The organism is Acidimicrobiales bacterium, from assembly GCA_035533095.1.
Lineage (GTDB): Bacteria > Actinomycetota > Acidimicrobiia > Acidimicrobiales > Palsa-688 > DATLUM01.
Genome location: DATLUM010000050.1, coordinates 286,666 through 309,781 on the forward strand (window position 1 = coordinate 286,666; position 23,116 = coordinate 309,781).

General features: G+C 69.0%; 25 protein-coding genes. 13 read left to right on the forward strand and 12 right to left on the reverse strand.

Features of this window, described 5'->3' with window-relative positions:
- Positions 1-12: 12 nt before the first annotated feature.
- On the reverse strand, positions 13-798 hold the full coding sequence (locus VNF71_06395; GenBank protein ID HVA74177.1) for a cytochrome c biogenesis protein CcdA: 786 nt from the start codon (positions 796-798) through the stop codon (positions 13-15).
- Positions 799-836: 38 nt separating this feature from the next.
- Between VNF71_06395 and VNF71_06400 the strand changes: the two genes are divergently transcribed.
- The 4 genes from VNF71_06400 to VNF71_06415 all read left to right on the forward strand — a co-directional run bounded on the left by VNF71_06400 (position 837) and on the right by VNF71_06415 (position 3,672).
- Positions 837-1,304, forward strand: a complete 468-nt coding sequence (locus VNF71_06400; protein ID HVA74178.1) for a DUF5317 family protein — start codon at positions 837-839, stop codon at positions 1,302-1,304.
- The gene (locus tag VNF71_06405; GenBank protein ID HVA74179.1) at positions 1,301-2,416 is read left to right on the forward strand and encodes a glycosyltransferase; all 1,116 of its coding nucleotides are present in this window, start codon (positions 1,301-1,303) and stop codon (positions 2,414-2,416) included. The genes VNF71_06400 and VNF71_06405 overlap by 4 nt, the downstream gene beginning before the upstream one ends.
- Positions 2,417-2,581: 165 nt before the next feature.
- Positions 2,582-3,262 (forward strand): TetR/AcrR family transcriptional regulator, encoded by a 681-nt coding sequence (locus tag VNF71_06410; protein HVA74180.1) that lies wholly within the window; start codon positions 2,582-2,584, stop codon positions 3,260-3,262.
- Positions 3,259-3,672, forward strand: coding sequence for a PaaI family thioesterase (locus VNF71_06415; GenBank protein ID HVA74181.1), 414 nt, complete (start codon positions 3,259-3,261; stop codon positions 3,670-3,672). The genes VNF71_06410 and VNF71_06415 overlap by 4 nt, the downstream gene beginning before the upstream one ends.
- Here VNF71_06415 and VNF71_06420 read toward each other — a convergent pair.
- On the reverse strand, positions 3,658-4,140 hold the full coding sequence (locus VNF71_06420) for a peroxiredoxin (GenBank protein HVA74182.1): 483 nt from the start codon (positions 4,138-4,140) through the stop codon (positions 3,658-3,660). The genes VNF71_06415 and VNF71_06420 overlap by 15 nt on opposite strands.
- A 63-nt stretch (positions 4,141-4,203) precedes the next feature.
- On the opposite strand from VNF71_06420, the gene VNF71_06425 reads away from it, so the two are divergent.
- Together VNF71_06425 and rpiA are read left to right on the forward strand one after the other, a co-directional pair.
- Positions 4,204-4,776, forward strand: coding sequence for a VOC family protein (locus tag VNF71_06425; protein HVA74183.1), 573 nt, complete (start codon positions 4,204-4,206; stop codon positions 4,774-4,776).
- On the forward strand, positions 4,773-5,501 hold the full coding sequence (gene rpiA / locus VNF71_06430) for a ribose 5-phosphate isomerase A (GenBank protein HVA74184.1): 729 nt from the start codon (positions 4,773-4,775) through the stop codon (positions 5,499-5,501). Before VNF71_06425 ends, rpiA begins: the two co-directional genes overlap by 4 nt.
- A gap of 178 nt (positions 5,502-5,679) precedes the next feature.
- Here rpiA and VNF71_06435 read toward each other — a convergent pair whose 3' ends face one another.
- The 4 genes from VNF71_06435 to cysS form a co-directional block, all read right to left on the reverse strand.
- Positions 5,680-6,897, reverse strand: a complete 1,218-nt coding sequence (locus tag VNF71_06435) for an acyl-CoA dehydrogenase family protein (GenBank protein ID HVA74185.1) — start codon at positions 6,895-6,897, stop codon at positions 5,680-5,682.
- 96 nt (positions 6,898-6,993) lie between these two features.
- On the reverse strand, positions 6,994-8,199 hold the full coding sequence (locus VNF71_06440) for an MFS transporter (protein ID HVA74186.1): 1,206 nt from the start codon (positions 8,197-8,199) through the stop codon (positions 6,994-6,996).
- Between the two features lie 24 nt (positions 8,200-8,223).
- Positions 8,224-9,018, reverse strand: coding sequence for a thioesterase family protein (locus VNF71_06445; protein HVA74187.1), 795 nt, complete (start codon positions 9,016-9,018; stop codon positions 8,224-8,226).
- Positions 9,015-10,364, reverse strand: coding sequence for a cysteine--tRNA ligase (cysS, locus tag VNF71_06450; protein HVA74188.1), 1,350 nt, complete (start codon positions 10,362-10,364; stop codon positions 9,015-9,017). Before cysS ends, VNF71_06445 begins: the two co-directional genes overlap by 4 nt.
- A gap of 20 nt (positions 10,365-10,384) precedes the next feature.
- On the opposite strand from cysS, the gene valS reads away from it, so the two are divergent.
- Both valS and VNF71_06460 read left to right on the forward strand, forming a co-directional pair.
- Positions 10,385-12,958: a valine--tRNA ligase gene (valS, locus tag VNF71_06455; protein HVA74189.1), complete on the forward strand. Its 2,574-nt coding sequence runs from the start codon at positions 10,385-10,387 to the stop codon at positions 12,956-12,958.
- A 302-nt stretch (positions 12,959-13,260) separates the two neighbouring features.
- Positions 13,261-14,115 carry a MaoC/PaaZ C-terminal domain-containing protein gene (locus VNF71_06460; GenBank protein ID HVA74190.1) on the forward strand — a complete coding sequence of 285 codons (855 nt, stop codon included), beginning with the start codon at positions 13,261-13,263 and terminating at the stop codon, positions 14,113-14,115.
- Between the two features lie 30 nt (positions 14,116-14,145).
- On the opposite strand, the gene VNF71_06465 is transcribed toward VNF71_06460, so the two are convergent.
- The 3 genes from VNF71_06465 to VNF71_06475 form a co-directional block, all read right to left on the reverse strand.
- Positions 14,146-14,589, reverse strand: a complete 444-nt coding sequence (locus tag VNF71_06465; GenBank protein HVA74191.1) for a bifunctional nuclease family protein — start codon at positions 14,587-14,589, stop codon at positions 14,146-14,148.
- 10 nt (positions 14,590-14,599) lie between these two features.
- Positions 14,600-15,262: a phosphoribosyltransferase family protein gene (locus tag VNF71_06470; protein HVA74192.1), complete on the reverse strand. Its 663-nt coding sequence runs from the start codon at positions 15,260-15,262 to the stop codon at positions 14,600-14,602.
- Positions 15,263-15,328: 66 nt separating this feature from the next.
- Positions 15,329-16,006 carry a LuxR C-terminal-related transcriptional regulator gene (locus VNF71_06475; protein HVA74193.1) on the reverse strand — a complete coding sequence of 226 codons (678 nt, stop codon included), beginning with the start codon at positions 16,004-16,006 and terminating at the stop codon, positions 15,329-15,331.
- Positions 16,007-16,075: 69 nt separating this feature from the next.
- Here VNF71_06475 and VNF71_06480 point away from each other — a divergent pair, with 69 nt between their 5' ends.
- Complete coding sequence (locus VNF71_06480; protein HVA74194.1) at positions 16,076-16,660, forward strand: inorganic diphosphatase; 585 nt, start codon at positions 16,076-16,078, stop codon at positions 16,658-16,660.
- A 15-nt stretch (positions 16,661-16,675) separates the two neighbouring features.
- Here the strand turns inward: VNF71_06480 and VNF71_06485 are convergent, their stop codons facing one another.
- Positions 16,676-18,076, reverse strand: a complete 1,401-nt coding sequence (locus VNF71_06485; protein HVA74195.1) for a wax ester/triacylglycerol synthase domain-containing protein — start codon at positions 18,074-18,076, stop codon at positions 16,676-16,678.
- A 77-nt stretch (positions 18,077-18,153) separates the two neighbouring features.
- Here VNF71_06485 and fabI point away from each other — a divergent pair, with 77 nt between their 5' ends.
- From fabI to VNF71_06505, 4 genes are read left to right on the forward strand one after another with little or no spacing between them, the layout of a single operon-like run.
- Positions 18,154-18,930, forward strand: a complete 777-nt coding sequence (gene fabI / locus VNF71_06490) for an enoyl-ACP reductase FabI (GenBank protein HVA74196.1) — start codon at positions 18,154-18,156, stop codon at positions 18,928-18,930.
- 18 nt (positions 18,931-18,948) lie between these two features.
- On the forward strand, positions 18,949-19,653 hold the full coding sequence (gene fabG, locus VNF71_06495; protein ID HVA74197.1) for a 3-oxoacyl-ACP reductase FabG: 705 nt from the start codon (positions 18,949-18,951) through the stop codon (positions 19,651-19,653).
- A complete protein-coding gene (fabZ, locus tag VNF71_06500) occupies positions 19,653-20,069 on the forward strand; it encodes a 3-hydroxyacyl-ACP dehydratase FabZ (GenBank protein ID HVA74198.1) in 417 nt (138 codons plus the stop codon). Before fabG ends, fabZ begins: the two co-directional genes overlap by 1 nt.
- Positions 20,070-20,127: 58 nt before the next feature.
- Complete coding sequence (locus VNF71_06505; protein HVA74199.1) at positions 20,128-21,534, forward strand: aldehyde dehydrogenase family protein; 1,407 nt, start codon at positions 20,128-20,130, stop codon at positions 21,532-21,534.
- 209 nt (positions 21,535-21,743) lie between these two features.
- On the opposite strand, the gene VNF71_06510 is transcribed toward VNF71_06505, so the two are convergent.
- Entirely contained in the window at positions 21,744-22,604 is an 861-nt protein-coding gene (locus VNF71_06510) for a CmcJ/NvfI family oxidoreductase (protein HVA74200.1), read from the reverse strand.
- 19 nt (positions 22,605-22,623) lie between these two features.
- On the reverse strand, positions 22,624-23,116 hold a 493-nt coding region (locus tag VNF71_06515), incomplete at its 5' end, for a penicillin-binding transpeptidase domain-containing protein (GenBank protein HVA74201.1).

Here is a 23,116-nt window from a genome sequence, read left to right on the forward strand (position 1 = left end):
CGGGGCGTCCCGCTAGACGCTGGACAGGCGGCCTAATCCGATCGCGTCGAGGACGTCGGAGAACCACGTCGACAGAAGGTGGAGACTGTGGGTGACCAGCAGCACACCCAGCCCTGCGAGGAGCAGCCCCGAGACGAGATTGATGGCCCTGACGTGCGTCTTCGCGAAGCGGAGCAGGCCGGCCATCCGGCCGAACGCCACGCCTGCCACGACAAACGGCACCCCGAGGCCGAGCGAGTAGGCCACGAGCATGGCCTCGCCCCTAGCCAGCGTGTGGGTGTAGCTGGCCAGGCCGATAACAGCGGCCAGCACCGGTCCGATGCAAGGCGTCCAGCCGACGGCGAACGCCATCCCCATCACCGGTGCCGCCCACTCGCCCAGTTGCGACGGCGAAACGTGGAAACGACGCTCGCGCATCAACCACGCCGGCCTCACGACACCCGCCAGCAGCACCCCGCCGGCGATTATCACCACACCCGCAGCGGTGTCGAGAGCTCCCTGGTGGTTGCGCAGACCCTGACCTATCCCCGACGCGGTGGCCTCGATGAGGGCGAACACGACGGTGAACCCCGCCACGAACAGCAGCGTCGACCGCAGCAGCCGGCGCTGGTCAGGCTTGGTCGCAACCGCCAGGTCGGCGGCGCCGACGCCCGACATCATGGACAGGTACGACGGTACGAGGGGCAGCACGCAGGGCGACAGGAACGAGATGATGCCCGCGCCGAAAGCGACCACGAAGCCAACCGGCGAGTGGAGGACGAGCGCGTTTCCTTGCATGGTCGGCGTCCATGATGGCATCAGCTGCCCGAATCCCGCCCGCGGCTAGCTTCGATCCCGTGCCGGTTACACGGGATGCGGTTTGGCCTGGACCGTTCCGCTGGCCGCTCGCGCTCGGCGCGGGGGCGATGTGCGAGCTGGTTTCGTCGTTGTGGGTCGGCGGTGCCGCCGGGCTCGCGCTGCTGATCGCCGGCTACGCCCTGCTGATCTGCTTCGCCGCGCGCAACCTGGCGATCGCCGGCGCCGTGCTGGTGATCGTCGGTCTCGTGGCCAACCTGACGGTGATGGCCGTCGACGGTGGAATGCCTGTCCGCGGCCTTCCGCCGGCGTCGGGCTTCGGTCCGCGCCACCACGGTCAGGGACCGGCGGATCACCTGACCGCCCTCGGCGACGTCGTGGCGGTACCGGCGCTGGGCGAGGTCTTCTCGGCGGGCGACCTCCTTCTCGCCGCCGGCGTGGCGACGATGCTGGTAAGTGTCAACCCGACCGGCTGGCGGCGCCGCCGCCGGGCAGCCGCGAGCAGTTGAGGCCGGTCGCGGCCAGCATCTCGTTCCGCCTGGGCGGCGCCGACGGCGTCTCGGTTGAGGCCGCGAAATGGCAGTGGGCACTCGGGCAGCTCGGGTTCGACGTGGTGACGATCGCCGGCGACGGCCCCGTGGACGTCACGATCCCCGGGCTCTCTCCGGGCGAGTGGCTCACCGGTTCCCACGCGCCCCCAGTGGACGCGAGGCAACTCGAGGAGGCTCTCCGGGGCGTCAGCGTGGCCATAGTCGAGAACCTGTGCTCGCTCCCGCTCAACCCTGCCGCCTCCCGGGCTGTCGCCGACGCCCTCAGAGGCCGTGCAGCGGTCATGCGCCACCACGACCTGCCCTGGCAGCGGGCGCGATTCGCCGGCCATCCACCGCCGGCTGACGACGCCGCCTGGGCGCACGTGACCATCAACGACCTCTCCCGCGCGCAGCTCGCCTCCCACGGCATCCGGGCGACGGTCGTCCGCAACGCCTTCCGGCTCGATCCGCCCGCCGGAGACCGCAACCTGACCCGCCGCAACCTCGGAATCGGCGACGGAGTGCGACTGCTCCTGCAGCCGACCCGCGCCATCGCGAGGAAAGGCGTTCCCGACGGGCTGGCGCTCGCCGAGGCGATCGACGCCGCTTACTGGATCCTCGGCCCGGTGGAGGAGGGATACGGGCCCGAGCTCGAACGCGTCCTCGCCGGCGCGAAGGTCCCGGTTTTTCGCGGTCCGGTCCCTCCGATACGCGGCGCCGCCGGCGTGGAGCACGCGTACGCCGCCTGCGACGCGGTCGTGTTCCCGTCGGTGTGGGAGGGGTTCGGGAATCCTCCGGTCGAAGCGGCGGTGTACAAGAGGCCGGTGGCGGTCGGTCCTTATCCCGTCGCGGCGGAGTTGCGCGAACTGGGGTTCGCGTGGTTCGACACGGCTGATCCGGCGCAGCTGCGCTCGTGGTTGGAGGAGCCGGACACGTCGCTGCTGGAGAGGAACGAGACCGTTGTCAGGCGCCACCTGTCGATCGACGACCTGCCGGCGAGAGTCGGCGCTGTGCTCGCCTCGATCGGGGCGCTACCGGCCGGCGGGGGGCATGAGGCGGAAGCGCCGCCTGCGCGCCTTGACGGCAAGTAGGCTCGTGCCCGGGCGGCGAGCAGGCCGTGGCCGAAGCGGCTCTGGAGGGCGCGACGTGACTCGGGCAGGCGACGGGTTGGGCGGCCTCACATGGCAGGATTTCGGCGCACGTGACCCGCTTCCTGCACAGCTGGACGAAGCGGTCAATTACACAAAAAGAGAAGAATGGACTTGAAGGGGTCCGACAGCCCGGTGACCCAGCCGAAGATCAGCGAGCTGCGCCACAGACTCCCCGCCGCGCAGAGGCGCAGCCAGCTGCTCGACGTGGCGATCGAGCGCTTCGCTGCCGGTGGGTTCCATGCAACTTCGATGGACGACATAGCTGACGCCGCTGGGGTCACGAAGCCGGTTCTCTACCAGCACTTCCACTCCAAAAGGCAGCTATACCGCGAGTTGCTCGACACGGTCGGCCAGGAACTTCTCGAAGCCGTCGCCACCAGCGCGGCCGCGGAAACGGCTCCGTTCCGGCGCGTCCTCGCCGGCTTCTGCGCCTACTTCAAGTTCGTGCGCGACAAGACGGCCGGGTTCCAGTTGCTGTTCGGGAGTGGCGCCCGGCGCACCGACGAGTTCGCCGACTCGGTCAGAAAGCTCGAGGAGAGCGTTGCCGCGACCATCGGCTCTTTTATCGACGCGGACATAGAAGGCGAGCATCGTCACCTCCTCGGCTACGCGATCGTCGGGTTGGCCGAGGTCGCCGGCCGGCACTGGGTGACCCAGAGCGAAGCGGGTGACGCCAAGCTGAGCAAGGCGGAGGGGGACCGGCTGGCTCAACAACTGGCCGACTTCGCCTGGGCGGGTCTGCGGGGATTACCCGGCGGCGCGACGCGGGAAGGGACCGGCTCTTGAGCGCGGGCCCCCGCGTGCCGCCCAGCTGCGATCTGACGCTCGGCATGGTCTGCCTGGACAAAACCACTCCCGGCGTGACCGTGTGGCAGATGCGCGCCGGCGAGCACATGGCCAACCCGATGGGTGTGGTGCAGGGCGGCTTCTTGGCATCCTTCGCCGACTCGGCGATGGCCACGTCGACCGTGACGAACCTCCAGGGACGCAAGGCGTACACCGCCAACACCGAACTGAAGATCAGCTTCGTCAGAGCTGCGCCCGTCGGCGAGACCTACACGTGCACCGCTCGTGTGATCGGAGGCGGCCGACGGGTGACGTTCGTCGAAGCCGAGATCACCGACACCGACGGCCGGCTGATCGCGAAGGCTTCGTCGACGTACCTGCTGACGCCGCGCGATTCAGAGGCGGTCTAGGACCGCCTCGGCGCTGCTCACGTCGAGGCCGAGGGTCGGTTCGACGGCCATGTCGACGACTACCCCGTCCTTGAGGATCGCGGCATAGCGCTTCGAACGGACGCCTAGCCCACCGCCCGTGAGGTCGACGTCGAGGCCGATCTCCTTGGTGAACAGTGCGGAGCCGTCTGCGATGAGCTTGACCTTGTCGCCGACGTCATTGGCCTCACCCCAGGCCTTCATGACGAACGCGTCGTTGACCGACACGCAGGCGATGGTGTCGACCCCCTTCGCGTGAAGGTCCTCCGCGCGCAGTACGAACCCCGGCAGGTGGTGGTCGCTGCACGTAGGGGTGAACGCCCCGGGGATCCCGAACAGCACCACCGTTCCGCTGCCCAGCAGATCAGCGGTTTGAGCTGCCTCGGGACCGTTGGGCCCAGGGACTTGAACCTTGACGTCGGGGATCTTGTCGCCGGCGGCGATCGTCATCTGGCCTCCTCGGCACGTAGAAGAATCGGGGCACAGCCTACGAGCGTTTCGTAGGCTGTGTGCATGGCCGACGATGCTCACCTGTCTGAGTCCGAGATGCCGCGCTGGCGGGGCATCAACCACCTAGCGCTGGTCACCACGGATATGGACGCAACCGTTCGCTTCTACCACGGCGTGCTCGGCGCGAGGCTCGTGGCGCACCTGGGGAACAAGTCTTTTCGGCACTACTTCTTCGAGATCGGCCCCGAGAACACGGTCGCGTTCTTCGAGTACCGGGGGGTGCAGCTCCATCCGTTCGCGAAGCCAGCGGGAGTACCGGACGGGAGGGCGGTGCAGTTCGACCATGTGTCGTTCAACGTGCCCGACGAGGAGGCGCTCCTCTCGCTGCGCGCACGGCTGAAGGCCGCCGGCTCGGAGGTGACCGACGTCGTCGACCACGGCTTCATTCGCTCGATCTACTTCACCGACCCCAACGGGATCGCGCTCGAGGCCTCCTGGTGGGTCACAGACGCAACCGGCCGCGACGCCGACCTCGGCGACGGGCAGCTGTTCTCTGACCCGGATCCGGTGCCGGCGGTCAGGGAGCTGCAGGAGACCGGCCGCCTGTCGTCGGTGCCGCACACCCGGCTGGCGTGACCCGGGCCGGGGGCGCTGTCGGGGGCACGAGGGACGGCGGTCCCGGCGGCGAGAACATAGAGAGCGGCGAGGGCGTCGAGAGCGCCGAACTGGAGAAGAGGGCGGCGGCCGAAGCCGCCGCCGCGCTGGTCGAACCCGGCATGACGGTCGGGCTCGGCACCGGTTCGACCGTCGCCTACCTGCTGCCGGCGCTGGCCCGGCGAGGGATCGATCTCACCTGCGTGGCGACCTCCCGGGCGACTGAGTCGCAGGCCTCAGAGCTGGGGTTGACTGTCGTGCCGTTCGCTGGGATCGACCGGCTCGACATCGCGATAGACGGCGCGGACCAGGTGGCCCCCGACGGCTGGCTCGTGAAGGGGGGCGGCGGTGCGCACGTCCGGGAGAAGGTGGTCGCCTCGGCCGCCGGCCGCTTCGTCGTCATCGTCTCGTCCGACAAGCTCGTCGAGCGGGTGGCAGCCCCGATCCCGGTCGAGATCCTGGCGTTCGGGGTGGCTGCGACGTTGAGGTGCCTGGCCGGCGCCGAGATGCGCGAAGGTGCGCCGGCGTCGCCGGACGGCGGTCTGATCGCCGACTGGCACGGCGAGGTCGGCGACCCGGCGCCGGTGGCCGCGTGGCTCGAGTCGGTGCCGGGGGTCGTGGGGCACGGGCTGTTCCCGCCGGCGCTGGTGCACGACGTGCTCGTGGCGCGCGGCCGCGAGGTGGAGCACCGCCGGCTGGTCGGTTAGACGGCGCCGGCGACAGGGTTCACGCGCCAGCTGGCCGGTTAGACGGCGCCGGCCGCGGTAGTTGCGCCCGCAACTGGGTAACTTAGGTGGTCTCAGGGCATATCTAGGCTACCCAGAAGGTCTCACGGCCGGGTCTGGCAAGGCCCGGCCGCCGCCTGCCGGGATCTGGCACCGAGCCCTAGCTGATGTGCATCCCCGAGATGGCCCGGGCGATGACCAGGTGCTGGATCTCGCTCGTGCCCTCGAAGATGGTGAAGATCTTGGCGTCACGGTGCCACCGCTCCACCGGGTGCTCGCGGATGTAGCCGGCGCCCCCGAGGATCTGGATCGCGTCGTCGGTCACCCGCACCGCGTTCTCTCCGGCGAACAACTTCGACTGAGAGCCCTCGGCCGCCTCGAACCCGGTTCCGCTCATGCCGCGCCACGACGCGTTCCACACCAGCAGGCGGGCGGCGTCGGTGTTCATGCGCATCTGAGCGAGCTTGAAGGCGATCGCCTGGTTCTCGATGATCGCCCGCCCGAACTGCTTGCGCTCCTTGGCGTACTCGAGCGCGTACTCGTACGCGGCGCGGGCGATGCCAACCGCTTGCGCACCCACGGCCGGCCGGGTCGTCTCGAAGGTCGACATGGCGGCCTGGACGCGCTGCCCGGTCTTGCCCTCGCGGGCACGTGCCAGGCGGGCGTCCAGCTTCTCCTTGCCCCCCAGCACCAGCCGACCCGGGATGCGCACATCGTCGAGCACCACCTCGGCGGTGTGCGAAGCGCGGATGCCCATCTTCTTGAACTTCTGCCCCATCGAAAGCCCCTTGGTCCCGGGCGGCACGATGAAGCTCGCCTGGCCCCGAGCCTTCAGCTCCGGATCCACAGCAGCAACGACGACGTGAACGTCGGCGATGCCACCGTTGGTGATCCAGGTCTTGGTGCCGTTGATCACCCACTCGTCCGCCTTCTCGTCGTAGACGGCGCGGGTTCGCATACCGCTCACGTCCGAGCCGGCGTCGGGCTCGGACACGCAGAAGGCGGCCAGTGCGATCTTGTCCGGTGTCCCGAAGCACTGTGGCAGCCACTCGGCTATCTGCTCGGGGGTGCCGCTGGAGAAGATGCCGGCGACCCCTAGCGTGGTGCCGAAGATCGCCAGCCCGATGCCGGCGTCGCCCCACGCCATCTCCTCCATGACCACCGGAACCGACAGGCCCGTCGGGTCGCCGAACATGTTGGCCACGAAGTCGAGCGAGTACAGCCCGATCTTGGCCGCCTCCTCGATGATCGGCCAAGGGGTCTCCTCCCGCTCGTCCCACTCATGGGCGGCCGGCCGGACGACGTTCTCTGCGAAGTCGTGGACCCACTTCTGGAGCTGGATCTGGTCCTCGTTGAGGGCCATGGAGAAATCGGGCATGGAGGCGCCTCCGCAGCGTAAGGAAGGACTGAGGTTACCGAAAGGTAACATACCCCCTCGGCCGCGCGGAGTAATCGCGGCTCCGACCCTTCCCGGTCACGCGGCTATTTCGCGATTGACCGTTAGCGCCCCTGCCGCGAGGACTGCGGCGATCAACGTCAGCGCCGCCCCGCCCGCATACGGCCACCCCGAGGCGTGCGAGCCGAGCAGCGCCCCACCCGCGGCCGGGCCGGCGATGCGCGCCAGCCCGCCGGCGGACTGCTGAGCGCCCAGCGCCCTGCCCCGCGCGCCGGCACCGGCGCGCCCGACAAGCACGGTAGCCATGGTCGTCTGAACGAGTCCCTGGCCAACGGTCAGGGCCAACAACGCCGGCGCGGCGAGCGCCCACGAGTCGGAGGCGGCCAGCAAGGCGAGGCCGCCGGCGTTGGTCACCAGACCGCCGATGAGGGTCACGCGCTCCCCCATCCGGCGCACCACCCGGGCCACCAGGCCCACCTGGACCAGCACGATCGCGGCACCCACCGCGGTGAAGACGCCGGCGGCACCGGCTATCCCGAAGCCGAGCCGGCGCTGGCCGAACAAGGCGAACGTGGCCTCGAACCCGGAGAAGGCGACGAGCGCGGCGAAGGCCACGGCCAGGAGCGGCGCGACGTCGGAGAACCGCCCGCCGAGCAGCGGTTCGCGCGTCACCGGTGACTCCGCTCCAGCTGTGGATGGAACGTGGGTTTCCGGCAGGCGCTTGAAGGCGACGAGCGTGTTGGCGGCGGCGATCGCCGCCGCGACGTAGAACGGCAGCCGGGGCCCGCTCAGCGCGGCGATCGCCCCGAGAGCGGGCCCGGCGACGAATCCCAGCCCGAACGCCGCGCCGAGCAGCCCGAAGAGCCGGGCACGGTCCTCGGGCCGGGCGAGGTCGGCGGCCGCCGCCTGGGCGACCGACACGCTCGCACCCGAGGCACCGTCGACGATGCGCCCCACCATCAGCAAAGTGAAGCCTCCCGCGACTCCCGTGAGCAGGCTCCCGACCGCGGTCCCCGCCAGCGATACCAGGAGCACGGGTCGCCGGCCGAACCGGTCCGACACCCGCCCCCACAGCGGCGAGAAGACGAAGCTGGCGGCCGAGAAGGCTGCGACGAGCAGCGCCGCGTCAAATGACGAGGTGTGGAAACGCTTGGCGTAGATCGGCAGGATCGGCAGGACGATCCCCCACCCGACGAGGTCGACCGCAACCGCGGTCCAGATCGTGCCGAACCCGGCCGGCAGGCTTTCCCGCCCCCGCCCCCGCCCCTGCTGCCGGCGTTTCAACCGGGCCTCAACGTCGCGGGCAACTCAACTACCGAGCACCATGGCGAGCTGGCGCGACAGCGCGACCGGTCTGCCGTCGCTGTCCCACAGCTCGCCGTCTTCCTCCATGAGACCGTCGACGAGAACACGGGTCTTGAAGGTGCCGAGCAGCCACCCGGGCGCGGGCCTTGCACGCACGTGGACGGTCAGCTCGATCGTCGGCACCCAGCCGGCGGCGAGGGCACCCAGGAGAGTCGGCGGGAACGCGTCGGCGAAAGCGACGGAGGAGAGGGCGGAGGGCTGGGTGCCGTCGTTGAAGCGGATCCAGCCGGTGATCTCGAACGGGTCGCCCTCGCCCGGTCTGCCCCACGGGCTGTCGGGCGGGAGGCGCAGGTCGAAACGGTTCATCACCTCGGGGACCGCCCGCCCTGCCTGGCGGGTGAGGTCGAGGAGGCTGGCGCACTCGTCGGGAGGCGGGATATCAGGGGGTCTGGCGCTGATGCGCGTCGGCCCGCGCCGGTCCGACAGGTCCCCGAAGACGCCCACCACGCGCACACGCTCACGACCGGCTTGCACCACGGAAGCAGACACGTTGGCGAGCGTCTTGCCCGACTTGAACACCTCGGTGCGGATCTCCACGTCTCCACCCACCGGCGGCGAGAGGTAGTGGGCGGTCACCGACAGCGGGTCTTCGCGGCCCGCGTCGGCGAGCATGGCACGCACGGCTACCGCCAAGAGGTAGCCGCCGTTCGGGTTGTTGCCGACGTTCCAGCGGGGGTTGAGGTCGGCCCTCCACACCGGGTCGTCCCAGCGGACGGCGGTGTCCTCTTCGAAGCTCACCTGCGAATTGTGGTCCCCCGGGGTCCGTCCTCGACAATCCAGCCGTCGTCCTGCAGCTCGGCTCGCAACGAATCGGCGCGGGCCCAGTCCTTGGCGGCCCGGGCCTCGTCGCGCGCGGCGGCCTTGGCGAGCGCCTCCTGCGTGGGGCCCTCGCTCACATCGCGTAGCGGCACACCCAGCGCCGCTTCGAAGATCTCGAACACCGCGGCGGCCTTCGCCGAGGCCTCGCCACCCCGCGCGGCGCGGGCGTCTTTTACCAACTCGAATCCGAGAGCGACCGCGTTGGGTGTGTCGAGGTCGTCGTCCATGCGTTCCCTGAACCGATCCAGCGCCGCGGGCTCCGGCGAGCAGCCCCGGGCCGACGAGAACTCGCGGGCGAACGAGTCCAGGCGCTCCACGCCGGCGGCAGCCGCCGCGAGCGTCGTCGGGCCAACGGTCATGGGGCCGCGGTAGTGCGACTGCAGGACCTGCAGCCGGAACGCCCGCGGGTCGTAGGTGTCGAGGAGCTCCAGCAGCGACAGGGTGTTGCCCACCGACTTGCTCATCTTCTCCCCGCGCTCGTCCTCCACCATCCCGTTGTGCGCCCAGCGCCGGGAGAACCGGCGGTGGTCGGCGAGGGCTTGCGCCCGCTCGTTTTCGTGGTGGGGGAAGGCGAGATCGAGGCCACCGGTGTGCAGGTCGAAGTCCTCCCCGAGGAGATCGAGCGACATCACGACGCACTCGGTGTGCCACCCGGGGCGGCCGGCGCCCCACGGCGAGGGCCAGCTCGGCTCCCCCGGCTTGGCGACCTTCCACAGGGCGAAGTCGACCGGCGAGCGCTTGCCCGCCTCCTCTCCCGCCTCGACCCTCGCCCCCGCCATCAACGACTCGATCGACTGCCTGGCAAGCAACCCGTACCCCTCGACGCTCGACGCGGAGAAGTACACCCCGTCGCCCCCCACGTACGCGTGGCCCGAGGCCACGAGCCGCCCGATCAGCTCGATCATCGCCTCGACGTAGGCGGTCGCGTGCGGTGTCTCGGTCGGTCGGGCCACGCCGAGCCTCTCCATGGTCTCGAACCAGAGGCGCTCGTAGTGGTCCGCCACCTCCTCGACGGGGCGGCCCTCCTCTGCGGCGCGGGCGATGATCTTGTCCTCGATGTCGGTGACGTTGGAGACGTAGCGGACCTCCAGACCGCTCCATTCGAGGTAGCGCCGGCAGACGTCCCAGACGACGTTGAAGCGGCCGTGCCCCAGGTGCGGCTCCCCTGAGACGGTCGGGCCGCACACGTACATGGAGACACGACCCGGGTCCCGGGGCTCCAGCGGCGCGACCGCCCCCAATGCGGTGTCGAAGAGGCGCAGCACACAAGTACCGTAGCGGGATCATGCCGCAAGCAGTCCCGGACAAGCCCACCCTCGACGGCCTCGAAGACAAGTGGGCAGAGCACTGGGAGGCCGAGCGCGTCTACGCGTTCGACCGGGCCACGACGCGCGAACAGGTGTACTCGATCGACACGCCGCCGCCGACGGTGAGCGGGTCGCTTCACGTCGGGCACGTCTTCTCCTACACCCACACCGACACGATCGCCCGCTACAAGCGCATGCGCGGCCTGAACGTCTTCTATCCGATGGGCTGGGACGACAACGGGCTCGCTACCGAGAGGAGGGTTCAGAACTACTACGGCGTTCGTTGTGATCCCTCGCTGCCGTACGACGATTCCTTTCGGCCGCCCGTGGAGGGTGGTCTTCCGAGTGGAAAAGACCCGGTCGCCGTGTCGCGACCGAACTTCGTGGAGCTCTGCGAGCGCCTGGTTGCAGAGGACGAGAAGGCGTTCGAGGCCCTGTACCGGCATCTCGGGCTCTCGGTCGACTGGCAGCAGCACTACACCACGATCGGCGAGGGGGCGCGGCGCGCCTCCCAGCGCGGGTTCCTGCGGCTGCTCGAGCGCGGGGAGGCCTACTCGGCCGAGGCGCCGACGCTGTGGGACGTCGACTTCCGCACCGCGGTGGCGCAGGCCGAGCTCGAGGATCGTGAAAGGCCGGGGGCGTACCACCAACTCGTGTTCCACCTGGCGGACGGGTCGGACCTGCTGATCGACACGACCCGTCCCGAGCTGCTGGTCTCGTGCGTCGCCGTCGTCGCGCACCCCGACGATGCACGCTTCTCGGGGTTGGTCGGTTCATCTGTGCGCACGCCGCTGTTCGGCGTCTCTGTTCCTTTCGTCACCCATCCGCTGGCCCAGCCCGACAAGGGGACGGGCGTCGCGATGATCTGCACCTTCGGTGACGTCACCGACGTGGTTTGGTGGAGGGAGCTGGGGCTGCCGGTGAGGGCGGTCGTCGGGCGTGACGGGCGCCTGGCCGGTTCGGCGCCGGCGGGTGTCGAGGGTGAAGCGGCGGCGCTGTATGAGTCGGAGCTCGCGGGGCGCACGGTGCGCCAGGCCCAAACACGGACGGTGGAGCTGCTACGCGAGTCTGGTGAGCTGGTCGGAGAGCCACGGCAGATCACCCACCCGGTCAAGTTCTACGAGAAGGGCGAGCGGCCCCTCGAGATCGTCACGAGCCGGCAATGGTTCTACCGGACCCTCGCGCACCGCGCCGAGCTGCTCGAGCGCGGCCGGGAATTGCGCTGGCACCCGCCTTACATGGAGAGCCGCTACGCCAACTGGGTCGAGGGGCTGAACACCGACTGGCTGATCAGCCGGCAGCGGTTCTTCGGCGTGCCGTTCCCTGTCTGGTACCGGTTGGACGCCTCGGGCGCTCCCGAGTACTCGTCGCCGTTGCTGCCCGACGAGTCCTCGCTGCCGGTGGATCCGACGACGGATGTGCCGAGCGGTTACGACGAGTCGCAGCGTGGTCAGCCCGGCGGGTTCATGGCGGACCCGGACGTGATGGATACATGGGCGACTTCTTCTCTGACACCTCAGATCGCGGGGCGATGGGAGGACGACCCCGACCTGTTCTCGCGTGTGTTCCCCATGGATCTTCGCCCGCAGGCCCACGACATCATCCGGACATGGCTGTTCTCCACGGTCGTGCGCAGCCACCTCGAGTTCGACTCACTCCCGTGGACCGACGCGGCGATCTCGGGATGGATACTCGACCCGGACCGCAAGAAGATGTCCAAGTCGAAGGGCAACGTCGTCACCCCGATGGCCCTGCTCGAGAAGTACGGGTCGGACGCGGTTCGCTACTGGTCCGCGAGCGGCCGGCCGGGCACCGACACGGCGTTCAACGAGGGGCAGATGAAGATCGGCCGCAAGCTGGCCATCAAGATCCTCAACGCTTCGAGGTTCGTCCTAGAGGCCGGCGACGTCCCGGAGGGTGCGGCCGCCAGCGAGGCCGTCGACCTCGCTGTTCTCTCGTCGTTGCGGTCGCTGGTCACCGAGGTGACGGTCGCGTTCGAGGGCTACGACTACGCCCGGGCGCTGGAGCGGACTGAGGCGTTCTTCTGGTCGTTCTGCGACGACTACCTGGAGCTGGTCAAGAACCGGGCGTACGGCACCCTCGGCTCGGACCGGGCGGTGTCCGCGCGGGCCGCCTTGAGGACGTGCCTGTCAGTGCTGCTCCGGTTGTTCGCTCCGATCCTTCCATTCGTCACCGAAGAGGTCTGGTCGTGGTGGCACGACGGGGGCTCGATCCACCGCTCCGCCTGGCCCGCGCCCGACGAGATCCCCGCCGGCGGCGACGCGGCGGTCTTGGAGGTCTTGGAGGCGGCAGTCCAGGTGCTCGCGGAGATCCGCCGCGCCAAGACCGAAGCGGGCGTGTCCCTGCGAGCGCCGGTTGCGTCCACTACGGTCCGCGCCGCCGATGCGGGTCGGGCGGGCCTCCTGCGCAGCGTCGCCGACGACCTTCGACAGGCCGGCGTGATCGAGGACCTGAGGGTCGAGGTCCGGGCCGGCGGGAGTGGCGGCGCCGGGAGCGCCGGCGGATTCGACGTGGAAGTCCGGCTGGCCTGACCCGAGGTCGACCGCGCGGCGGCCCGGCGGCCCGTCCGCCTTGGCATCCGCGGCATCCGCGCCCATCCGCGGCATCCGCGGCCCCTAGGCGGCCAGGGTTCGGACCGGCGATGAGGGCCATTGCATTCTGTGTCCACTCGCCCCGCTTGGGATGGGCCGCTAGAGGACAGGGTTTGCAGGCGTGCATAGGTCTCTGCGCTTTCTCTGTCCGATACTGCATCGTGTGGCCGCTTTCCGCTGGCTTCGCCCCCCCGCCGACGCCGGACGAGCGCCGGCGGCTTGTCCCGGCATACAGTCCTGGCATGCCGATCAACCCTGATGCCGTCGGATACTCGAGCGAGCCACGCGAGTCGTCGTGGGGCTCAAAGGACTGCCTCCTCTACGCCCTCGGTGTGGGCGCAGGTGCGATCGACCCCACCGGATTCGAACTCGAGTTCACGACCGAGAACAGCAACGGCGTGACCCAGAAGGTGCTGCCGACGTTCCCGGTCGTGGTCCCGGGGGGTGCCGGCGCCTTCGGAAAGATCGGGGACTTCAACCCCGCGATGCTCGTGCACGGCGAGCAATCGGTAGAGCTGTACGGCAGCCTGCCCGTCGAAGGAACCGTGTCGGCGACGACCACCATCGCGGGCATCTACGACAAGGGTTCTGGAGCGGTGGTCGCGACCGAGACCGTCGCTACCGACGCCAAGACCGGAGACAAGCTGTGGACCACGACGAGCTCCGCGTTCATCCGCGGCGAGGGTGGCTTCGGCGGCGACCGCGGCCCGTCCTCGAAGGCCGACTTCCCGGAGCGGGGTCCTGACAACACGGTCACCTACAACACCCGGCTGGACCAGGCGCTCATCTACCGGCTTTCCGGTGACCGCAACCCGTTGCACTCGGACCCGTCGTTCGCTGCGATGGGTGGTTTCGACAAGCCGATCCTCCACGGGTTGTGCAGCTTCGGCTTCACCGGCCGTGCCCTGCTCCACACCCTCTGCGGCTCCGATCCCGAGCGGTTCAAGATGATGGCCGCCCGGTTCTCCAAGCCGGTGTTCCCCGGTGAGGACCTGACCGTCAGCGTGTGGGTGACCGGCGATGGCAGTGCGATGTTCCGCACTTCGACCCCGAGCGGCGTAGTGATCGACGGCGGGAGCTTCAGCTACCAGGTGTAGCGCCGGCTCGACGCGGCTCGAGCCGCAGGTCTAGGCGCCCGGCCCGGCCGGCAGCCCGAGCTTCTCCATGACCGGCTCTGCCACGTAGATCTCGGCCCCATAAGCGCGCAGCGCCAGCGCGATCGCGTCCGACGGTCGTGCAGGCAGCACTCGCCTGTCACCTGCCGCCTCCATCTCTATCGTCGCGAAGAAGTGTCGGTGTTCCTCGACGTCGTTGATGACGACCCGGTCGAGGCGCGCGCCGACACTCGCGATTGCGCTGACGAAGAGGTCCCAGGTCGACGGCCGAACCTGCACCGCACCCGTCCAAGCGCCCTGTATCGCCCGGGCCTCGGGCTGCCCGATGATGATCGGCACCGATCGATGGGGCGGATCGTCCTCGCGAAGGGTGACCAGCCCTGCCTCGACCCCGGGCCCGGCTGCGACCGCCACTCGTACGTCCGACACGGAGACTTTGACGAGATCCCCTGCCATCGCCGCCAACCTAGACGGGCGGCCGGCCCGCCCAGGGGAGGCGTGCGAGCACCAGGCCTGCCACCTCCTCCGCGCCGGCAGCCCGCAACGCTCGAGCGACTTCGCGCAGCGTGCCGCCACCGGTCATCACGTCATCGAACACCAGAACGCGGGCACCGTCGACAACCTCCGGTCTCGGGACGGCCAGGACCCGTCTCAGCGGGCCTGTTGCCAGGGCGCGGCGGCCGGCAGCGGAGAGCCGTTGCATCGGACGTGTCTCGGCGGTCTTCGCGAGTACGCCGCCGGCGACCTCCCACTCGTGTCCGACGAGGGTCTCGAGCTTCTCCAGGATCGTCCCCACAGGATCCCATCCGCGGCGCGAGCCAGAACCGGTGTAGGCAGGCACGCCGGTGATCAGGTCGAACTCCTCGAACCAGGTGGAGTTCGCGCGCAGGTACCGCGCGACGTTTCCGGCGAAGACCTCGGACCACCAGAGCTCCCGGTTGTACTTGTAGCGCAGCAGGGCATGGCGAAGCGCACCGGTGTGAACGCCGACCGAGAACGCGACCGAGAAGCCGCGGTCGGCCCTGCCGCACCATGCATTCGGGCAGGCAACCAAGCCAGCATCGAGCCTGACCCCGCACACCGGGCATGCCAGAAGCCGTCCGGTGCCACCGGCCGCTTGTCTGTGCATGGCCGCTCCATCCCGTCGTGTTCGGCGCCGGGCTTGGCGCCGGGCGAGCCGGAACGAGTGTCGCGGCTAGATGAGACCGTTCCGCATGACTATCGCCACGGCATGGCAACGATTCCGGGCCTCGATCTTCGTCATCACCTTGGCGAGGATTCCCTTGATCGTGCTCTCGGAATAGGCGAGCTTCTCGGCGACGTCGGCCGTGTCGTAGCCCTCGGCCACGAGGCGCAGCACCTCGGCCTCGCGCACGGAAAGGCGTGGGGCTGCAATGGTCGACACACTGCCATCCGCCGGCGAGGCGCTCACGGGCCCGTCATCGGTCACGTCGACAACCTCGGATGCCTCGCCGAGATGCCCCCTCATGGCGGCGGCCTTCCTCATCAAACCCTCGGGCAGGTGGCATCCCGGCTGATCGGCCTCGCGAATGGCCGCAACCAACCGCGAACTCGTGGCGTCGGTCCTGCGGAGGAAACCGGACACGCCGGCCGCTGCGGCGGCCACGACGCCCTCCACGTCGAAGCGACCCGCTACCAGCACGACGCCCGGCACGCCATCGCGCTGGATCGCACGCACAACCCGCGCGGTCGCGGCGTCCGCGGCCTCGGTCACGAGCAGTGCCACTCGAGCACGATCGATGTCCACCGGGCCGAGCAACTCGATGCCAGGCTCGCCCATCAGTTGTGCCTTCGCCCCAGCGGCCGACAGCGGATCCGCTGCGTACACGAAAACTGGAATTTTGCCCCTCACAGTGGCGACAATAGGGGCGCCCACTGCTTACGGCGTCAGTATCGACTACGCAATTTCCCACTCACAGTGGTGGGCATAACGCTGAAACCCGGCAATCCGGACTACGCGGAGCCAACCTTGTCGGCGAGCGCGGGCGCGCCGCGTGGTAACACAACGATCATGCAGATCGAGGTGATCGTCGAGATCCCGAAGGGGACACGCAACAAGTACGAGGCCGATGAGAACGGCGCCATCTGGCTGGACCGGATGCTCTTCACCGCCACCCGTTATCCCGAGGATTACGGGTACGTCCCGGACACGCTGGCGGACGACGGAGATCCCCTGGACGCGATGGTCGTGCTGGAGGAGCCCACTTTCCCGGGTTGCCACATCCATGCCAGGCCGGTCGGGGTCTTCAGCATGCGCGACGAGGAGGGGCAGGACTACAAGCTCCTTTGCGTCCCTGCGAGCGACCCTCGGTGGGAGGGCGTCAACGAGCTGGAAGACGTTCCCGCCCACGAGCTGCGCGAGATCGGCCACTTCTTCCAGATCTACAAGGACCTCGAGCCCGGCAAGGGAACCGAGCTCGGAGGTTGGCAGGGGCGCGACGAAGCTGAGCGGATCGTCGAGGAGTCGAGGCAGAGGTTCACGAAGCAGCCGCGGGCCGGCGGCTGAAAGCGCCGGGCCGGCTCACGCGAGGACTTCGTCGAATCCCTCGCTCAGGCAGCCGACGAACAGGTCGTGGTCGCTTAGCGCGGCCGCGTCCGCGTTGACGCCGATCGCCACGCCACCCGCGTAGCTGAGCAGCGTGAGGTTCAGTGCCGAACCCGCCCGGGGACCGAACGGGACCAGGACATCGACCCCGGCGCCGGCCAGGTACAGACGCTCTGGCGGGCCGGGCAGGTTGGAGGCGAGAACCTCGGTGTAGCGGACCATACCGGCCAGTGCGTTCGGAGCGAACGGCAGGCGCACCGCCGCGGCCGCGGCGACGTCGATGAGCGGCAACCAGGGCTGCTGCCTCGTCTCGGCGACCATCGCATGGATCAAACGGATCCTCTCCTTCGGGTCACGGAGGTTGAGAGGTGCCCGAAGCAGCATTCCCTGCAGTTGGTTGTGAAGGCTGTCGCCGCCACCTCGAGTGCTCACGGGGATGCCGAGTTTGACCGCGGGGAACGGCGCTCCCACCTTCTCGTGGTACATGGACAACCCGCCGAGAATGCCGGCGAGGAAGACGTCGTTGACCGTCCCGCCGCAGTTCTTCCCCGCGGCGCGAAGCTCGTCGAGGTTCAACCGGACCGCCGCGACGCGGGTCTCCCCCGAGCGCCGGGACAGCACCGGGCTACCGGGAAGCATGGCGGCGCGAGCGGTGCGCGCGAGCGAAGTCGCCAACTCGGCTGTGCGCGCAGCGGCGTCGGCCGGGTTGTCGAAAGCGTCCCTGAGTGCTCCAGCGGCCCACGGAGCGAGCTTGCGAACCGCTGAGAGTCCCGCGGCTACCTCGTGAACGACGTCCGACACGAGGCTCTCGACGGCAATGCCCGCCGGCGTCGTCGCGGGTGCCGTCACCTGGGCGTCCGTGGGCGGTGCGGCACCCTCGGGTGAGTCGAAGAGCCCGAGCGCTATCTGCACCGCGCCCTGGCCATCGGTGTAGCTGTGGTGCAGCCTGGCCACGAACCCGCCGCGGCCACCTTCGAGACCGTCGACGAGAGTGAAATCCCAGGGCGGGCGCCCGGCTTCGAACGGCTCGGACATCGATCGCTCGACGACCCGCGACAAAGCGCCGAAATCGGCGCCGCCGGCGACGCTGTCGGACCTCAGGTGGTTGGCGACGTCGAACCCGGGATCTCCGACCCACCTCGGCGGCACCATCGGCAGCGGCCCCGGTTGGGGCAGCTCGGTCAGCCTGGGGACTGACCGGCAGGTCGCTTCCAGCCTCTCGATCATCACCGCCGGATCGACCGGCCGGTCGAGCACGCCCGCCATGACCATCACCGTCTGCAACGACGGGTCTGCCCTCTCCAACCCCCACATGAGGGCTTCCAGGTCGGTCATGCGCTCGTCGAAACGGGGGTCAACCCCGTCGGCTGGCGGCATCCCGCCGATGGTAGCGAGACCGGCAAGGGGATCCGAACAGGCGGCCGGTGCTCCCGGGGCGCCTATCGTGGCGGACCATGCCCGGGCTGCTCGAAGGCAAACGGATCGTCGTGACCGGCGTGTTGACCAGCGATTCACTCGCGTTCGCCGTCGCCGAACTCGCGCAGAGCGAGGGTGCCGAGCTGATCCTGACCGGCGCGGGCCGGGGTCTTTCCTTGACCAAGCGAATCGCGCGCAAGCTCGACGGTCCCCCCGATGTGCTGGAGCTGGACGTAACCGAGGCCGGCCACGTCGAGGCGGTGGCCGCTGAGTTGGAGAAACGCTGGGGCCGGGTCGACGGTGTGCTGCATTCGATCGGCTTCGCGCCAGCTTCCTGCCTCGGAGGAGGGTTCCTCGAAGCCGGGTGGGACGACGTGAAGGTGGCGTTGGAGATATCGGCGTTTTCGTTGAAGTTGCTCGCTGCCGGCTTCCGGGAACTGATGCGCGCCGCCGGCGGAGGGTCGGTCGTCGGCCTCGATTTCGACGCGACGGTGGCCTGGCCGGGCTACGACTGGATGGGCGTCGCCAAGGCCGCGCTCGAATCGACAGCGCGCTACCTCGCGCGCGACCTCGGGCCCGACGGCATCCGGGTCAACCTCGTCGCGGCCGGCCCGGTCAAGACCATGGCCGCCAAGTCGATACCCGGGTTCTCCCGTTTCGAGGAGGTGTGGGACGACCGGGCACCGCTCGGGTGGAGCGTGACCGATCCGTCGCCGGTGGCGAAAGCTTGCGTGGCGTTGCTGTCCGACTGGTTCCCTGCTACCACCGGCGAGATGGTGCACGTGGACGGCGGCTACCACGCAATGGGGGTCTGACACGATGGACCCGCGGCCATGACCGGTCGTGTCGTGCTCGTGACCGGAGGAAACCGCGGGATCGGGCTGGCGATCGCGGAGTCGTTCAGGGACGCCGGCGACACGGTTGCGGTCACCTACCGCGACAAGCCGGTCGAAGGCTTCTTGTCCGTGCAGTGCGACGTGACGTCTGGCGAGGACGTCGAGCGAGCGTTCGCGGAGGTCGAGGAACAGGCCGGCGCGGTCGAGGTGCTGGTGTCCAACGCGGGCATCAACGCGGACCAGCTGCTTCTTTCGATGAAAGAGGAAGCGTGGCGCTCTGTGATCGACGCGAACCTGAATGGCGCGTACCGGGTAGCCCGCCGGGCGACGTCGAAGATGATTCGGGCCAGAAGGGGCCGCATCATCTTCATCTCGTCCGTCGTCGGGATGACTGGGTCGGCCGGACAGACGAACTATGCCGCGTCCAAGGCAGGATTGATCGGCTTGGCGCGCAGCCTGGCGCGCGAGATCGGCGGGCGTGGCGTGACGGTGAACGTCGTGGCGCCCGGGTTCGTGACCACGGACATGACCGCGCAGCTGAGCGAGGCACGCCAGGCGGAGATCCTGGATCAGGTCCCGCTGAAGCGAATGGCATCGCCTGCGGAGGTGGCAGCCGTGGTGAGATTCCTCGCCTCCGACGAGGCGGGTTACATCACGGGGGCGGTCGTCCCCGTCGACGGCGGTTTGGGGATGGGGCACTGATGCGACCAGACGAGGTGCTGCCCCACCGGCCGCCGTTCCTCTTCGTGGATTCGGTGTCGGAGGTGGTGCCCGCCAAGTCGGCGCGAGGTGTCTGGAGGCTGACGGGAGATGAGGCGTTCTTCTCGGGCCACTTCCCCGGGCGCCCGACACTGCCAGGAGTGTTGATGGTCGAGGCCCTCGCGCAGCTCGGTGGAATCGCATTGCTGGCCGACGAGCGATACCGGGGGAAGCTGCCGCTGTTCGGCGGTGTCGACAAGGCAAGGTTCCGCCGCCAGGTCGTGCCGGGCGATGAATTGGAGCTGGAGGTCGAGCTCGATCACCTGGGCTCCTCCGCCGGCCGGGGCCACGGGACCGCCCGGGTCGGCGGTCAGATCGCCTGCCAGGCGGGCATGTTGTTCGTGATAGTGGATGCCTGAGCGGCTGTGGTGACCGGATGGAATGTCAACTGAGACTGCTACTGAGGAGGTCTGCCTCATGACTTCGACGCTGGGTCAGAGCACGAGTATCAACGGCGACGGCCCAGGGGCGTCGCCGATCGAGGTGGTGGCATCCCTACGCGACGCGTTTGCCAGCGGGCGCACCAGACCGCTCGACTGGAGGCTGCGTCAGTTGGAGGGAGTATCCCGCCTCCTGACGCAGGAAGAGCCGGCGATCGCCAAGGCCCTCGGCGCGGACCTCGGCCGGAACCAACACGACGCCTGGTTCGGCGATATCGCCTCGACACGGGGCGAGGTCAAGTACGCCATCCGGCACCTGAAGCGTTGGATGCGACCGAAGCGGGTACCGGTCCCGCTCGCCGTGATGCCGGGCAAGGCCTACTACCGCTACGAGCCGCTCGGCGTCGTGCTCGTCATCGGGCCCTGGAACTACCCGTTCTACCTCTGCCTCGCGCCCCTCGTCGGCGCTGTCGCCGCAGGCAACTGCGTCGTGGTGAAGCCTTCCGAGAACGCGCCGGCTTCCTCAGCGACGATGGCCGAGCTCATCCCCAGGTACCTGGACGCCGACGCAGTGAAGGTCGTGGAAGGCGACGCTGCGGTGACGCAGCAGTTGATCGACGCTCGGGTCGACCACGTGTTCTTCACCGGGGGGACCGAGATCGGCCGGAAGGTCATGCAGGCCGCCGCGGCCCACCTCACTCCCGTGACGCTCGAACTCGGCGGCAAGAGCCCCGCCATCGTGACCAAGGACGCCGACGTCGAGGTCGCAGCCAGGCGGATCGCGTTCGGCAAGCTCCTCAATTCCGGGCAGACGTGCATCGCCCCCGACTACGTCCTCGTCGAGGAACCGGTCAAGGAGAAACTCGTCGATGCCCTCGAGAAGAGCGTCCGCGAGATGCGCGCCGGCGAGTCGCCCGTCCAGAAGATCGTCAACGACCGCCAGTTCGCCCGCCTGACCCGCCTGCTCGACGAAAAGCCCGGTGACGTCGCCGTCGGCGGGGGCTCCGACGGAAATGCGATCGAGCCGACGATCGTGGTCGACGCCGACCCGGAGTCCGAGCTCATGAAGTCCGAGATCTTCGGACCGATACTCCCCGTCGTAGGGGTGCACTCGCTCGACGACGCCATCTCGTTCGTGAACTCGCGCGAGAAACCGCTCGCTGCGTATGTGTTCTCGGAGAGGCGCAAGGATGTGGAGAGGGTGTTCGAGGAAATGCCTTCCGGTGGGGCCACAGCCAACCACACGCTCATGCACGTCATGGCACCGCAACTACCGTTCGGAGGGGTGGGTCATAGCGGCATCGGCGCGTACCACGGCAGGTGGGGCTTCGAATGCTTCAGCCACCGCAAGTCGACGCTGTTCATGAAGTCGCGTCCGGATCTGAAGATCATCTACCCCCCGTATTCGGAGCGGGCCAAGAAGCTGCTGCGCCGTTTGGTGTAGCTCCGCACGCGATCGGAAGGGGCACCTGATAGCGAGGGAACAGCGACTCGTGTTCGGCGAGGACCCCGAGCACCGGGCTGTTCGCCGAGGTGCGTCGACTGGTCGACGGGCACGGCGGGACTGTCCAGGTGCCGCACACCACCTGGTTGGTGCTGGCGCGGCGCATCGGCACTAGCCGCGGACCTCGGCGAGCGGGCGCCCGAGCCGGCTCAGACGAAGACGCAGGTCGCGCGCAACTCGATGCTCGACCGCGCGGGCTTTCCGACCTCGACCTCGGGGTCGCGGAACGCCGAGTGCGGGGTGAAGTAGGTCTTGCCCTGGGCGACCAGCTCGGTGTCGTAGGTCCGGAACGCGACCACCTCGTCGGCGGTCAGTTCAGGGAAGGCGTACCAGCGGTGCGTCCCGGGATCAGCAGGCTCGACTACACCGAGTGCGTCGAAGCTTGCACCGGTCCCGGCGTAATCCGTCACGTGGAACGCCCGAGCGTCCACCGGCATGACGGTCCGTGCGTCGCAGAAGGCGATCGGGAAGTCCATCTTCGGTTCCCCGGTGTTGCGCCAGAACTGCAGGATGACGGTGCGCTTCGCGTTCACCACCGCCAGTGGTGTCGCGCCGTTCCGGTCCAGTGCTGCCCTGCCGTTCTCACCGGGCTGCCTGTAGGTGCGCCGTACGAAGTTCTCGTGCCCGGCTGCGAAGTCGGAATGGACGAAGGTGATGGGTGACAGCTGCTCGTGACGGCGTGCGTCGTCGGGGCTGCGCTTGATGTGCGTGGCCACGAGCGCGAAGTCGGCCCCGGTCATCTCCCGGGCAAGCTTCTCGAGTTCTTCGTAATGGACCGCCGAGATCTGCGAATCGTCCGTCCAGTCCGTCACCGCCGAACTGTGCTGGACCAACTCGAAGCCGCACACCTGCCATCCGGGCAGGTTCGCGGCCCTGCCGTCGAGAACGGTGACCTCCGTAGCAAGGTCAGCCGGGCCCTCCCCCGTCGGGCTCAGGTAGTGCATGGACGTGCGGCAGAAGGCGGTCATGTTCACCTCGTGGGTCCCCGGGTCGCCGGGCCAGTTTCCCACACCGTGACGATCACGAAGACTACGGGTTGTACGTTCCGAGTGTCTTCAGGAGCTTGGCTGCGAGAGGCGCCGCCACCGTCCCGCCGACCCCGCCGCCGTAGACGAACACGGCGAACGCGACATCACCACGGAAGCCGATGAACCACGCGTGTTCCGGGGGGTTGGGGCCGGAGCCGAACTCGGCTGTACCGGTCTTGCCGTATGTTCCGGCAGGAAGGCCGGCCTGCGCGGCCGTCCCGGCAGGGCTGGTGACGACCTGCGCCATCAGTGTCTTCAGCTGGGTGTCGACGGTGGGATCCAACGGGGCCGGCGCCACCGAATCGTCCGGGGCACCGCTGACGAGGCGCGGCTCGTGAAGAGCGCCGCTGTCCACCGTCGCTGCTACGACTGCCATCGCGAGGGGGGACATGGTCACACCTCCCTGACCTATGGCGTCCGCTGCGAGGTCCACCGGGCTCGCGGGCTGGGAGACGTTCCCGCCGTAGGCGCCGAGCCCGAGGTGTGGCGTTGTA

Excerpts from the sequence above, each read along its gene's own strand:
- VNF71_06460 (HVA74190.1), top strand. The coding sequence starts at position 13,261 with ATGCCGATCAACCCTGATGCCGTCGGATACTCGAGCGAGCCACGCGAG.
- VNF71_06395 (HVA74177.1), bottom strand. The coding sequence starts at position 798 with ATGCCATCATGGACGCCGACCATGCAAGGAAACGCGCTCGTCCTCCAC.
- VNF71_06470 (HVA74192.1), bottom strand. The coding sequence starts at position 15,262 with ATGCACAGACAAGCGGCCGGTGGCACCGGACGGCTTCTGGCATGCCCG.
- VNF71_06485 (HVA74195.1), bottom strand. The coding sequence starts at position 18,076 with ATGCCGCCAGCCGACGGGGTTGACCCCCGTTTCGACGAGCGCATGACC.
- VNF71_06465 (HVA74191.1), bottom strand. The coding sequence starts at position 14,589 with ATGGCAGGGGATCTCGTCAAAGTCTCCGTGTCGGACGTACGAGTGGCG.
- VNF71_06410 (HVA74180.1), top strand. The coding sequence starts at position 2,582 with ATGGACTTGAAGGGGTCCGACAGCCCGGTGACCCAGCCGAAGATCAGC.
- VNF71_06505 (HVA74199.1), top strand. The coding sequence starts at position 20,128 with ATGACTTCGACGCTGGGTCAGAGCACGAGTATCAACGGCGACGGCCCA.
- valS (HVA74189.1), top strand. The coding sequence starts at position 10,385 with ATGCCGCAAGCAGTCCCGGACAAGCCCACCCTCGACGGCCTCGAAGAC.
- fabG (HVA74197.1), top strand. The coding sequence starts at position 18,949 with ATGACCGGTCGTGTCGTGCTCGTGACCGGAGGAAACCGCGGGATCGGG.
- VNF71_06420 (HVA74182.1), bottom strand. The coding sequence starts at position 4,140 with ATGACGATCGCCGCCGGCGACAAGATCCCCGACGTCAAGGTTCAAGTC.
- fabI (HVA74196.1), top strand. The coding sequence starts at position 18,154 with ATGCCCGGGCTGCTCGAAGGCAAACGGATCGTCGTGACCGGCGTGTTG.
- fabZ (HVA74198.1), top strand. The coding sequence starts at position 19,653 with ATGCGACCAGACGAGGTGCTGCCCCACCGGCCGCCGTTCCTCTTCGTG.
- VNF71_06425 (HVA74183.1), top strand. The coding sequence starts at position 4,204 with ATGGCCGACGATGCTCACCTGTCTGAGTCCGAGATGCCGCGCTGGCGG.
- VNF71_06435 (HVA74185.1), bottom strand. The coding sequence starts at position 6,897 with ATGCCCGATTTCTCCATGGCCCTCAACGAGGACCAGATCCAGCTCCAG.